At 69.9% G+C, this 12,646-nt stretch carries 14 protein-coding genes; 12 read left to right on the forward strand and 2 right to left on the reverse strand.

All coding sequences use genetic code 11. The features are described from left to right. Window positions 1-10: 10 nt before the first annotated feature. The gene (locus V5D55_RS08810) at window positions 11-880 is read right to left on the reverse strand and encodes a Rieske 2Fe-2S domain-containing protein (protein ID WP_435749025.1); all 870 of its coding nucleotides are present in this window, start codon (window positions 878-880) and stop codon (window positions 11-13) included. Next, window positions 859-1,542, reverse strand: a complete 684-nt coding sequence (locus tag V5D55_RS08815; RefSeq protein ID WP_435749026.1) for an NAD(P)/FAD-dependent oxidoreductase — start codon at window positions 1,540-1,542, stop codon at window positions 859-861. The genes V5D55_RS08810 and V5D55_RS08815 overlap by 22 nt, the downstream gene beginning before the upstream one ends. 102 nt (window positions 1,543-1,644) lie before the next feature. Between V5D55_RS08815 and V5D55_RS08820 the strand changes: the two genes are divergently transcribed. From V5D55_RS08820 to V5D55_RS08875, 12 genes are all read left to right on the forward strand, one after another. Beyond that, window positions 1,645-2,022 (forward strand): fluoride efflux transporter FluC, encoded by a 378-nt coding sequence (locus V5D55_RS08820; RefSeq protein WP_435749027.1) that lies wholly within the window; start codon window positions 1,645-1,647, stop codon window positions 2,020-2,022. Next, window positions 2,019-2,378 carry a fluoride efflux transporter FluC gene (locus V5D55_RS08825; protein WP_435749028.1) on the forward strand — a complete coding sequence of 120 codons (360 nt, stop codon included), beginning with the start codon at window positions 2,019-2,021 and terminating at the stop codon, window positions 2,376-2,378. The genes V5D55_RS08820 and V5D55_RS08825 overlap by 4 nt, the downstream gene beginning before the upstream one ends. Before the next feature lie 123 nt (window positions 2,379-2,501). Then, complete coding sequence (locus V5D55_RS08830; RefSeq protein WP_435749029.1) at window positions 2,502-3,773, forward strand: ABC transporter substrate-binding protein; 1,272 nt, start codon at window positions 2,502-2,504, stop codon at window positions 3,771-3,773. 3 nt (window positions 3,774-3,776) lie between these two features. Next, window positions 3,777-4,736 (forward strand): carbohydrate ABC transporter permease, encoded by a 960-nt coding sequence (locus tag V5D55_RS08835; protein ID WP_435749030.1) that lies wholly within the window; start codon window positions 3,777-3,779, stop codon window positions 4,734-4,736. After that, window positions 4,729-5,622 carry a carbohydrate ABC transporter permease gene (locus V5D55_RS08840; protein WP_435749031.1) on the forward strand — a complete coding sequence of 298 codons (894 nt, stop codon included), beginning with the start codon at window positions 4,729-4,731 and terminating at the stop codon, window positions 5,620-5,622. Before V5D55_RS08835 ends, V5D55_RS08840 begins: the two co-directional genes overlap by 8 nt. A 3-nt stretch (window positions 5,623-5,625) precedes the next feature. Then, a complete protein-coding gene (locus V5D55_RS08845; protein WP_435749032.1) occupies window positions 5,626-6,681 on the forward strand; it encodes a LacI family DNA-binding transcriptional regulator in 1,056 nt (351 codons plus the stop codon). A gap of 44 nt (window positions 6,682-6,725) precedes the next feature. Continuing rightward, window positions 6,726-7,907 carry a Gfo/Idh/MocA family protein gene (locus tag V5D55_RS08850; protein ID WP_435749033.1) on the forward strand — a complete coding sequence of 394 codons (1,182 nt, stop codon included), beginning with the start codon at window positions 6,726-6,728 and terminating at the stop codon, window positions 7,905-7,907. Continuing rightward, window positions 7,904-8,884, forward strand: coding sequence for a DMT family transporter (locus tag V5D55_RS08855; RefSeq protein WP_435749034.1), 981 nt, complete (start codon window positions 7,904-7,906; stop codon window positions 8,882-8,884). Before V5D55_RS08850 ends, V5D55_RS08855 begins: the two co-directional genes overlap by 4 nt. 4 nt (window positions 8,885-8,888) lie before the next feature. Next, complete coding sequence (locus V5D55_RS08860; protein ID WP_435749035.1) at window positions 8,889-10,070, forward strand: Gfo/Idh/MocA family protein; 1,182 nt, start codon at window positions 8,889-8,891, stop codon at window positions 10,068-10,070. Then, window positions 10,063-10,872, forward strand: coding sequence for an SDR family NAD(P)-dependent oxidoreductase (locus V5D55_RS08865; RefSeq protein ID WP_435749036.1), 810 nt, complete (start codon window positions 10,063-10,065; stop codon window positions 10,870-10,872). Before V5D55_RS08860 ends, V5D55_RS08865 begins: the two co-directional genes overlap by 8 nt. Window positions 10,873-10,874: 2 nt before the next feature. After that, window positions 10,875-11,960: a glycosyltransferase family 4 protein gene (locus tag V5D55_RS08870; RefSeq protein ID WP_435749037.1), complete on the forward strand. Its 1,086-nt coding sequence runs from the start codon at window positions 10,875-10,877 to the stop codon at window positions 11,958-11,960. 86 nt (window positions 11,961-12,046) lie between these two features. After that, complete coding sequence (locus V5D55_RS08875; RefSeq protein ID WP_435749038.1) at window positions 12,047-12,646, forward strand: TetR/AcrR family transcriptional regulator; 600 nt, start codon at window positions 12,047-12,049, stop codon at window positions 12,644-12,646.

Consider the following 12,646-nt stretch of genomic DNA (forward strand, 5'->3'; position numbering starts at 1 on the left):
GCGACCGGAATCACCCGGCGCGGCCCGAGCGGGGCAGCTCCTTGAGATCTTCCAGAGCCGGGCCCTCGATGCGCCTGCCGTCGGGAGCGAAGCGCGAGGCGTGCAGCGGGCAGTCCCACGTGCACTCCGCGTCATTCCAGGCGAGCACGCCGCCGAGGTGCGTGCACACGGCGCTCACCGCGCGCGTGACGCCATCGACGGTCGAGACTCCGACCGGGAGCCCAGCACGGTTCGCGACGACGCCCTCTCCCTCGTCCGGCGCCGGGACGGGAACCTTGCGCGACTCGGCCTCCACCCATCCGGAGGTGGCGGCCGCGGCGACCTTCGCGCCTTCGACGGCGCCCTTCGCGAGATCGGCGGGAATGGTCAGGCGCGTGCCGATCGTGTTCATCCATCCGGAGCGCTCGCGCCACGGGACGCCGATGATCTCGGCGGTCAGGCGCAGCGCGGCGGCCGGGGCATTCGACAACCCCCACTTGGCGTAGCCGGTCGCGAAGCGGATGGCCCCGAGTCCGCGCGGCAGCGCGCCGACGAAGGGGATCTGGTTGTGGGACTCGTAGTCCTGCGCCGACCACCGGTGCGTTTCCTCTGCTCCGGGGAAGTGCTCCGTCGTCCAGGCGATCAGGTCGGCGACCGCCGCGGCCTCGCTGTCGGAGCGGCCGACCGGGTGGCCGTTGCCGCCGACGACGAGCTGTGCGGTATCGGCGGGGCCGTCGGCGGCCGAGACCGGACGGATGGATCGCGTCGGGCCGTCGACCGAGAGGAACGTGCCCTCGAGCACCTCACCCGGCACGCGGAACGAGACGCAGTACGACCGCATCCCGCTGGTCTTCGTGAAGTAGAGACCGCGATCGAGGATCACGCTGCCGGTGGCGAGCACGATGTGGTCGGCGAGCAGGGGCCGGCGGTGGTGTCGACGCGCGGCGTGGGAATCACGTGGGCGCCGGTGACGCGGATACCGGTGTGCAGCGTTCCTCCCTCGGCGAGCAGCTCGCGGGCGAGGGCCGCCGTGACGGTCACCGGATCGATCGTGACCTGGTCGTCGAGTGCGACGGCTCCGGCGATCGGGAACGGCAGGTCGGGCAGCTCGTCGGGGGAGAGCATCCGCGTGGGCAGTCCTGCCTCGGATGCCGCGTCGTGCTGCGCCCGCACGTCCTCGAGCCCGTCGGGACCCTGCGCGTAGGAGTGGTCGGTGCGCCACGTGTACGGAACGCCGGCGTTGTCGGCGAAGGCGGTCAACCAGTCCATGCCCTCGCGGTTCGCGTCGACGTACGCCCGCACGAGTCCTGCGGGATGGTGGCGGCGGATCTCGGCGAGCCGCTTGCCCTGGAGAAGTGAGAGCTTGCCGGTGTTCCCGCCGGTGGCGAGCTCGGCGATGTCGCCCGCTTCGACCACGGCCACATCCAGGCCGGCGCGCGTCAGCATGACGGCAGTGGTCAGACCAGTGAGCCCTGCTCCGACGACGACGACGTCGTGCTGCGCGCCCGGCTCGAAGGGCGAGCCGGTCGGCATGGTCGTGTCGGTCTTCCAGAGTGGCTTCATGAGGCCAGTCAACGCCACCGGCGCGTCGGCACGCACTGCCTTGACATTCGGATGCTGCGCTGCCACGGCTCAGCGCTGCCCCGGGCGACTACAGTGACGAACGTGAATCTCCGTCGTGTTCTGTTCGTCGCTCTCGGCGGCACGATCGGCACCGCGGCCCGGCTCGGACTGAGCCTCACCATCCTGGATGCCGGCGGCTTTCCCGTCGCTGTGCTGATCGCCAACGTCCTGGGGGCTCTGCTCATCGGCGTCCTCGCCGCGCGGCTTCCCGCGTCGAGCGATCTCCGCGTGCTGATCGGCACCGGTGTGCTCGGCGGGTTCACGACCTACAGCGCGTTCATGACGGGCACGATCGCGCTCTGGGGTGACGCGCCGCTCGTCGCCGTCGCTTACGCGCTCGGGAGTCTCGCGCTGGGCCTCGCCGCCGCCGCGCTCGGGCTCCGCATCGGGCGACCTCGATCGAGGGGAGCCGCGCGATGAGCCCGCTCCTCTTCCTCGGTGCCGCACTCGCCGGCGGTCTCGGCGCCGTGCTGCGGTACCTCGTCGATCTCGGGGTCGCCCGATTCGCAGGTCGCCGCTTCCCGTGGGGCATCCTGCTGGTGAACCTCACGGGCTCCTTCGCGCTGGGCGTCGTGACGACGGCGCTGCCGGAGGCCGCTTTCCTCCTCGGCGCAGGGCTGCTCGGCGGCTACACGACCTTCAGCACCGCCATGCTCGACACGGTCGCTCTGTGGCGCGACGGCGAGCGCCCGGCATCCGCTTTCAATGCGATCGGGATGCTGGTGCTCGGCCTCATCGCGGCGGGCCTCGGACTGGCTCTCGGCTCGCTGTTCTGAATCGGTGCTTGCGCACCACGCGGAAGTGCGGCTAACATCGCTGCTAATCGATTAACGCTAAACGATTAACACGCTTTCCCGGCCCCGCGCCACACCTCGAAGCACCCGTCAAAGGAGACACCGATGCCCCGAACCTCCCGCCGCGCTCTCGGCGCCCTCGCCGCCTCTGCGGTCGCCGTCCTCGCACTCACCTCGTGCTCCTCCTCGACCGGCGGGGGAGGTTCGTCCGGAGAGGACGTCACCCTCAGCTACGCCATCTGGGACGAGAACCAGAAGCCCGCGATGGAAGACATCGCCGCGGCGTTCACCAAAGAGAACCCCAACGTCACGATCGACATCCAGGTCACGCCGTACAAGGAGTACTTCACCAAGCTCCAGACCGCGGCGACCGGCGGCTCGGCGGCCGACGTGTTCTGGATGAACGGCCCGAACTTCCAGCTGTACGCGTCGAACGGCCAGCTGGCTCCGCTCGACGACGGCGGCATCGACGCGGCCGACTACCCGCAGGGCCTCATCGACCTCTACACGTTCGACGGCAAGCTCTACGGCGCTCCCAAGGACTTCGACACCGTCGCGCTCTGGTACAACAAAGACCTCTTCGACGCCGCGGGCGTCGACTACCCCGCGGCCGGATGGACGTGGGACGACTTCACCGCTGCCGCCGCCAAGCTCACCGATCCCGCGAAGGGTCAGTTCGGCGTCACCGCGAGCCAGTACGGCCAGGAGAACTTCTACAACTCGATCGCGCAGGCCGGCGGCGAGGTCATCTCCTCCGACGGCACCGAGAGCGGCTACGGCTCCGACGAGGCGCTCGCCGGTGTCGAGCTGTGGACCGACCTGATCGAGGCCGGCTCCTCGCCCACGGCGCAGCAGATGACCGACACGAACCCCGAGGACTTCTTCCTCTCCGGCAAGGCTGCGATGTTCCAGAACGGTTCCTGGGCGGCCATCGCCTACGCCGACAACGCCGACATCGGCGGCTCGGTCGACGTCGCCCCGCTGCCGGAGGGCGCCACGGGCAACCAGAGCGTGATCCACGGTGTGGGCAACGTCGCGAACGCCAAGAGCGCGCACCTCGCCGAGGCGAAGGCCTTCGCCGAGTTCGCCAGCGGCGAGGAGGCCGCGAAGATCCAGGCCGCGACCGGCACGGTCATCCCGGCCTTCAACGGCACCCAGCAGGCCTGGGTCGACGCGCTGCCGCAGTACGACCTGCAGGTCTACATCGACGCGCTCGACACCGCCGTGCCCTACCCGGTCTCGAAGAACACCTCCGCGTGGACGAGCATCGAGAGCGAGGTGCTGTCGCAGGTCTGGTCGGGAGCCGTCGCTCCCAAGGAAGGTCTGAAGGACCTCGCCGAGCAGATGCAGACCGCGCTGGACGCCGAGAAGGAGTAGCGCATGACCGCCATCGCGCCACGCGCGGTCGCCACGGCCGAGCGGATGCCGGAGGCCACGAGCCCCGGCATCCGCCGCCGCAGGCGAAGCCCTGGCTCCTCCCCGTGGTGGGCGCTGGTCTTCATCGGGCCGACAGCCCTCGGGATCGCCGTCTTCTACCTGTGGCCGACGGTGCGGACCCTCATCATCTCGTTCACGAAGTCGGGGCCGTTCGGCGGCTCCGAGTGGGTGGGCATCGAGAACTACACCCGGCTGTTCCAGGACCCCGAGCTGATCGGAGCCCTGCGCAACACCGCGATCTACACGGTCATCGCGCTCATCGGCATCCCCCTCGCGGTCGGCATCGCGGCCCTGCTGAACACCACCGGCCTCAAGGGGCGCAGCGCCTACCGCACGCTGTACTTCATCCCGGTCGTCACGATGCCCGCCGCGATCGCGCTCGTCTGGCGCATGATCTACAACGGCGACTACGGCGTGCTCAACGCGGGGCTGGGCGTCGTCGGCATCGACGGGCGCAGTTGGCTCACCGACCCGAACACCGCACTCGTCGCGATCGCCGTCGTCGGCATCTGGGCGGGGCTCGGCACCAACATCGTCATCTTCCTCGCGGGGCTGCAGGGCATCCCCGACACGATCATGGAGGCCGCCGACCTCGACGGCGCCGGCCCCATCCGAAAATTCTTCTCGATCACGATCCCGCTGCTCTCGCCGTCGATCTTCTTCGTCAGCGTCATCAGCGTCATCGGCGCCCTGCAGGTCTTCGACCTCATCTACATGATGCTCGGGCGCAGCAACCCGGCAATGCCGAACACCCGCACCGTCGTCTACCTGTTCTACGAAGCCGGATTCCTCGACAACGACCGCGGCTACGCGGCTGCCGTCGCGTTCCTCCTGCTCGTGATCATCCTGCTGCTCACCGTCGTCCAGTTCCGTCTGCAGAAGAAGTGGGTGCACTATGAGTGACGTCTCGCTCGACACGCGCGCCATCGTCGGCGCCTCCGACGGCACGGGCCGATCGGGCGCCGGCCGCACGAAGAACCGCGGTATCTGGGTCGTCCACATCGTGCTCCTCGTCGGCGCGATCCTGATGGTGTTCCCCTTCATCTGGCAGCTGCTGACCTCGTTCAAGACGCTGTCCGACTCGGTGCAGGTGCCCCCGAGCTTCCTCCCGCGGGAATGGGTGTTCACGAACTTCGCCGAGGTCTTCGACTCGATGCCCTTCGCGCAGATGTTCCTCAACTCGGTGTGGCTCACCGTCGGCCGCACGGTCGGCCAGGTGCTGCTGTGCACGATGGCCGGCTACGCGTTCGCGCGCATCCCCTTCCCCGGGCGGAACGCGCTGTTCGTGGTCTTCCTGTCGGTACTGATGGTTCCGTCGCAGCTGTACCTGCTGCCGCAGTACGAGATCATCCAGGCGCTCGGCTGGCTGAACACCCTGCAGGCGCTGATCGTGCCCGGCATCTTCAGCGCCTTCGGCACCTTCCTGATGCGGCAGTTCTTCATGTCGATGCCCGCCGAACTCGAAGAGGCCGCCCGCATCGACGGCGCGAATCCGTGGCAGACCTTCTGGCGCATCATGGTTCCGCTCGCGAAGCCTGGCATCATCGCTCTCGTGGTGTTCACCGTGCTCTGGTCGTGGAACGATCTGCTCTGGCCCCTGATCGTGACGACCGATCCGGCCAAGATGCCGCTGTCGGTCGGTCTTTCGCAGCTCGTCGGCATCCACGGAACCGACTACCCCGTGCTGATGGCCGGTGCGCTGCTCGCGACCCTGCCGATGCTGGTGACCTTCATGATCCTGCAGCGGCAGTTCATCCAGGGCATCGCCTTCAGCGGATCGAAGGGCTGAGCCATGGTGCAGCGCGAACATCAGGCGCCCCGGCGCCCCACCCTGCGCATGGTGGCGGAGCTCGCCGGTGTGTCGACCGCGACCGTCTCGTACGTGTTCTCGGGTCGGGCGGGCACCACGGGTGCCGGTGTCGCCGAGGCGACGGCGGCGCGGGTGCTGGCGGCCGCCGACGAGCTCAACTACCGGCCGAACAGTGCAGCGCGCACGATCCGCACCGGCCGCAGCGGCACCGTGCAGCTCTCGCTGCACGTGCTCAGCGACCCGTGGTCGCTCGCGGTCGCCGATGCGGTCAACGCCGAGGCGAACAGTCACGGGCTGACGACGCTGATCCTCGCCGACGGCGACTGGCGCGCGGCGCTCGACCGCATCGAGTGCGACGTCGCCTACCTCGACAGCATCGGCGACGACGACGAGGTGAAGGCGAAGCTGCAGGAGCTCGTGCGGGGAGGACAGCGACTCGTCGTCTTCTCGGAGTTCCTCGAGCCCGACGGCTTCGACGTGATCCGCTCGGATGCGATCCCCGGCTGCGAGATCGCGATGGATCATCTGCTGGAGCGGCACACCGCGATCGGATGCCTCGCCGCCGAGGGCGCCGTGCGCCTGGCGGGGGAGCAGGTGACCCGGTACACGCCGTACCTGGAGAAGCTGGCCGCGGCGGGCATCGAGCCCGACCCGAGCTGGACGGTCACCTACGAGGAGACGCCGGCGAGCGCATTCGCCGCCGCCGTCACCCTGCTCTCCCGAGACGACCGGCCGGACGCGATCTACGCCACGACCGACTTCGCCGCGATCGCCGCGATCAACGCCGCCCACATGCTCGGGCTCCGCGTGCCGCACGACGTGGCCGTGATCGGCGTCGGCAACACGCCGGACGCCGCACTGGTCGCTCCGACCCTGACGACGGTCGGTCCGACCGACTTCTACGCGCGCCAGGCGCGCATCATCGTCGACCGCGCACTCGAGACGGAGCCCGCACCCGGGCGGCTGCACGAGTTCGAATGGACGATCTTCCCCGGCGGGTCGACCGACCTCGACGCCCCCGCCGCGAGAGCCCGCTGACGCCGGCTCCGCTCTCAGACAGCTCACCACACAGAAGGACCATCGTGGATCTCAAGATCGGCATCATCGGCTTCGGCGCGCGCTCGACCCTGCAGGAGGAGGTGCACCGCCCCGGCAAGGGCTCGCGGATCACCGCCGTGTGCGACATCGCCGAGAGGGCGCGGGAGGACGCGCGCCTGCTCGTACCCGACGCCCTCATCACCGACTCGCTCGACGAGCTGCTCGCCTCCGGAGTCGATGCGGTGATGGTGCTCACGCCCGACGACACGCACGCCGCGCTCAGCATCCGTGCCCTGGAGGCCGGCATCCCGGTGTTCTGCGAGAAGCCCCTCGCGATCGACCTCGCCGACGCCGACGCGATGCTCGAGACCGCGCGCCGCACCGGCACCCGCCTCTACATCGGCCACAACATGCGGCACATGCCCCTCATCACCCTGATGCGCGGACTCATCCAGACCGGTCGCATCGGCAAGGTCAAGGCCGTGTGGGTGCGCCACTTCGTCGGCCACGGCGGCGACTTCTACTTCAAGGACTGGCACGCCGACCGTCGGCACACCACCGGGCTCCTGCTGCAGAAGGGCGCCCACGACATCGACATCATCCACTGGCTCGCCGACGCGTACACCGAGCAGGTCGCGGCGATGGGCGGACTGAGCGTGTACGGAGACATCACCGACCGTCGTGATCGCACGGGCGAGCGGATGCCGGACTGGTTCAGCGTCGACAACTGGCCGCCGACCGCACTGACGGGCCTCAACCCGGTGGTCGACGTCGAGGACATCTCGATGGTCAACATGCGTCTCGAGGGCGGCATCTTCGCCTCGTACCAGCAGTGCCACTTCACCCCCGACTACTGGCGGAACTACACGGTGATCGGCACCGAGGGCCGCATCGAGAACTTCGGCGACGTCGCCGGGAGCGAGGTCAAGCTGTGGAACCGGCGGCACGCCGGAGCGGCCGAGGCCGACGAGGTGTTCATCGTCCCCGAGGTGCCGGATGCCGGACACGACGGCGCCGACGCGCTGCTCGTCGCGGAGTTCCTCCGGTTCGTCCGGGTCGGCGGAGTCACCGAGACCTCGCCGGTCGCCGCGCGGGAGGCCGTGGCCGCCGGCATCCTGGCGACCGCGTCGCTGCGCGCGGACGGCTCGGCCATCAGCATCCCGCCGCTCGCCCCCGATCTGGTCGCCTACTTCGAGCAGGGCCAGACGGAGCCGGCCCGGGTATGAACACGTCGGGCGCTGCGGTGTCGCCGGTCTCCTCGAAGACTCGCACGACCCGGCTCGCGCTCGAATCGGTCGCCCTGGTCGTGCTGCTCGCGGCGACCTGGGTGATCGCGGGGCTCGCGCTGCAGGGGGCGGGCGTCGGCGTGGTGTCGGCGGGGCGCACGGGCTTCGCGGCTCTCGGCCTGCTGCTGCTGGTGCTGCTCTCGCATCGGGGTGGCGCGCGCTCCGGCTCGGCCGAGCCGCCGCTTCCCACGCGCCGCTACTCCTGGTGGCAGCTCGGCGTGCTCTCGGTCACCGGGGTCGCCGGCTACACGCTGCTGTCGACGCTCGCGATCGCGCTCGCCGGCCCGACCATCCCCAGCCTCATCCTCGCGCTGTCGCCGGTCGTGGTGCTCCTGCTGGAGAGCGCCCTGACCCGGGTGCGGGTGCGCCCCCTCGTGCTCCTCGCGACGGTCGTGGCCATCGTCGGCGCGGTGCTCTACGTGGTTCCCCGCCTCGGCGGAGCCGCTGCACCCGGTGTCGTCTGGGGAGTGCTGGCCGCCGTCGGCGCGATGCTGTCGATGTCGGCCTACGGGCTCTACTTCGCGCACGTGAACCGCGGCTACCGCGGGCCGATGACCCCGCGCATCCTGCCGATCTTCGCCCTCGGCAGCGTGCCCCTGGTGCTGTGGGCCGTCGTCGAGGTGACCGGCGGCGGACGGGTGGAGCTCATCACCCTCGCCGCCCTCGCGCTGCTCGGCCTCGGCATCTACGTGCCCGCCTACCTGGTGCAGCACCGCATCATCCTGACCGCCGGGCCGTCGTACGCCGCCCTTCTGGGCCTGGCCGTCCCGCCGCTGGTCGGCGTCGCCTCCGCCGCCTTCGGACTGTCTGCGCTGCCGCAGCCGCTCCAGGTCGGGGGCATCGTGCTCACCCTCGCGGGCATGCTCGCCGTGATCCGAATGAAGTTCCGTCCATCGAATGCGCAGACAAAGGAGTGACGCAATGAGTCAGACGAAGATCAGAGTGGGGGTGGTCGGAGCGGGTCTCCGGTTCACGTTGATGCGCGCCATCATCGACCTGCCCGACAGCGCGTACCGGCTCGTGGCAGTCGCCGATCCGAACCCCGACGCGCGGGATGCGGTGGGCGCCGAGCTGCCCGACGTGCGGCTGTACGCCGACCACCGCGAGCTCGTCGCCGATCCGGATGTCGACGCGGTCTTCGTGCTCACGCCCGACTTCCTCCACGCCGAGGTGGGCCTGGCCAGCCTCGACGCCGGCAAGGCGACCTTCATCGAGAAGCCGCTGGCGACGTCGCTGGAAGATGCCGACGCCCTCATCGAGGCCGCAGAGCGCAACGGTGTGCTGCTGTACGTCGGGCACAACATGCGGCAGATGCCTCTCGTCGAGAAGATGCGCGAGGTCGTGGAGTCCGGCGTGATCGGCGAACCGCGCGCGTTCTGGATCCGCCACTTCATCGGCCGCGGCGGCGACTACTTCTTCAAGGACTGGCACGCCGAGAAGGCGCGTTCCGGTGGACTTCTCGTGCACAAGGGAAGCCACGACCTCGATGCGATGGCGCACATCCTCGGCACGCGTTACGTGAGCGTGCAGGGCTCCGGGGGCCTGACCGTGTACAACGGCGCGCACTGCCGCGACGCCGATGCCCCGACGCCGGACGCCCGGTCGTACATCGACAACTGGCCGCCTCTCGCGCAGCGCGACCTCAACCCCGCGCTCGACGTGGAAGACCTCTCGCACGTCAACCTTGTCTGCGAGAACGGCGTGCTCGGCACGTACATGCAGTGCCACTACACGCCCGACTACTGGCGCAACTACTGCATCATCGGCACCGAGGGTCGCGCCGAGAACTTCGGAGACGAAGGCGGCGACGGGGTCATCAAGGTGTGGACCAATCGCCGTCGCGGCTACGACCCGGAGCCCGACATCGAGATCCCGCTTTCCGAGGATGCCGCCACCCAGGATGGGCACGACGGCGCCGATCTGCGGATCCTGCAGAACTTCGCCGACAGCTACCACGGACGGGCGGAGCCCCTGACCTCGATCGACGCTGCGCGCAACGCGGTCGCCGTCGGGCAGCTCGCCGGCGCATCGATCGGCGGGGACGGGCGGATGCTCGCCGTCCCGGTTCCGGCGGGCCGGGCGGGAGCGCGGATCGATGGCTGACGTCTTCGACCTGAGCGGTCGCATCGCCCTCGTCACGGGTGGCGGCGGCGACATCGGCTCCGAGATCTCCCGCACTCTCGCCGGGTTCGGCGCGCGGGTGGCCGTCGCCGACATCGATGAGGATGCTGCGGCGCGCGCGGCGACGAACGCGGCGGTCGCGGCCGACGGCACGGGGGAGGCGCGTGCGTTCGCGCTGGACGTGACGGATGCCGACAGCATCGACCGATGCTTCACCGCGGTCACCGAGGCCTGGGGTGCGCCGGACATCGTCGTGAACAACGCGATCGTCGCCTGTCCCATCCCGCCGATGCCCCACGAAGCGCCGGACGACATCTGGGATCAGGACATCGATGTGATCCTCAAAGGCGGATTCCGCTGCGCGCGGCGCGCCCTTCCCGCGATGATGGCGTCGGGTACCGGGGTCATCGTCAACATCCTCTCGGTGAACGCCCACGAGTTCTACGGGCACCCCTCCTACAGCGCTGCCAAGGCGGGCATGCGGTCATTCACCCAGTCGCTGGCGAGCGTCTACGGCCAGCACGGGGTGCGCGCGGTGTCGATCTCGCCCGGGACCATCCGGACGAAGGCGTGGGATCAGCAGATCGAGAAGGATGCGAGCACGTTCGAGCGCCTCACGGCGTGGTATCCGCTCGGCAGGGTCGGCCTGCCTCGTGACGTGGCCGCCGCTGTCGCGTTCGTGTCGTCGGAGTCGGCGAGCTGGATGTCGGGCTCCGACCTCGTCATCGACGGCGGTCTCATGGCGGGCAACCCGACCATGGCGCGCTCGGTGGAGGGGTCGTAGCGATGGGGGCCGATCACCGCATCCTCCATCTCGTGCAGTGCGGGCCGACGACCGGCGGTACCGTCTCGCACGTCGCCACCCAGGTCGCGCACCAGCGCGGCGCGGGCCTGCCGGTCGCGGTCGTCGCCGGGAGCGAGGGCGTGCTCACCGAGCGGTGTCGCCGCGTCGGCGCCGAGGTGTTCGTCGATCCCGGGCTCCTGCCGACGGCTGCTGCCGACGGCGGTGATCCCGCACAGGGGGCGCTCGCCGTCGCCGACCGCTGGGGCCCCGACCTCGTCCACTCGCACCTGATGCACGCGGGGTTCGTCGGCCACGCGGTGGCCGCTGCGGTCGGACGGCCGCATGTCTACACCCAGCACATGTACACGCCGATCGATCCCCTGCTGCGGACGCTCCGCGTGACGCGCTCCGAGACGCACGTGATCGCCGTGGCCCGGTTCGCGCACGCCGCCATCGCGGAGTACCTGCCCGATCCGGATCGCGTGCACCTGGTTCCCAACGGTGTCGATGCGCCCGAGCCCACCGACTTCCGGCTCGACACCACCGGCCCCGGTCCGCACCTGCTGTACGTCGGACGCCTCTCGCCGGAGAAGGGAGCCGACACCGCTCTCCTCGCCTTCGCGGAGGTGCACCGCGCGCTTCCCGATGCGGTGCTGCACATCGTGGGCACCGGCCCCGACCACACGCTGCTGGAGCGGATCACGCGCACCCTGGGCCTCGAGTCGCAGGTGCGGTTCTACGGCAGCGTCTCCGGCGCGCTGCATCCGCGGGCCGGCGCCGACCTGCTGCTCGCCCCGTCCCGCGGTGATGCGGCGAGCCTGGTGCTCATGGAGGCGATGGCCTCCGGCATCCCGCTGATCGCGACCAGGGTCGGCGGAACGGCGGAGCTCATCCGTGACGGTGTCGACGGCGTGCTCGTCGACGCCGATTCGCCGGAGCAGCTCGCGACGGCAGCGCTCTCCGCGCTCGCAGCCCGCGGCGACGCCGATCGACGTGCCGATTCGGCCCATGAGCGCCACGCGACGCTCTTCACCGCCGAGCGGATGGCGGCCGAGACGCGGGAGGTCTACGACACCGTCCTGCGGTAGCGGGAGGCAGGAGAGCGACTGCTTCCCAGCATCCTCACAATCCAAAAATGTACAAATGTACATGTACGGATGTCCAGGGGGTGCGCATGGGGGAGACCACACGTCGTCGACGTGATCCAGAAGCACGCCGTCGCGCGATCATCGCCGCTGCCGCCGAGCTGATCGTCGAGGTCGGCGCCGATGGCATCACGCACCGCATGGTCGCCGCTCGGGCCAACGTGCCGCTCGGTGCCACCACGCAGTACTTCGACACTCTCGACCACCTCCGCGCCGCGGCCCTCCGCGCGCTCGCCGACGAGGTCGACGCCAGGCTCGACGGCGTGCGCATCGCACTGGCCCAGCGCGGTGCGAGCCCCGCCGTGATCGCCGACCTCATCACCGAGGGACTCGACGACGCCGACGCGGTGAAGGCCGATCGGGCCGTCGTCACCGCCGCCATCCACGATCCCCGCCTGCGCAAGCTCGCGCGGCACCTCTCCGAGCAGCTCGTCGCCTTCCTCGAGCCCACCTACGGCGTCGACCGTGCGACCGCCGCGATGATCTTCATCGACGGCGTCATGTGGAGCACGCAGATCCGCGACACCACGCTCGACCGCGCGTTCATCGAGACCGTGCTCACACGAATCCTCGGGATGCCCGAGACTGAAACCACCCCCGGTCGCACCGCAGCGCCGTCCGCACCCTGA

Source organism: Microbacterium sp. PMB16 (genome assembly GCF_051294855.1).
Classification (GTDB): Bacteria; Actinomycetota; Actinomycetes; order Actinomycetales; family Microbacteriaceae; genus Microbacterium.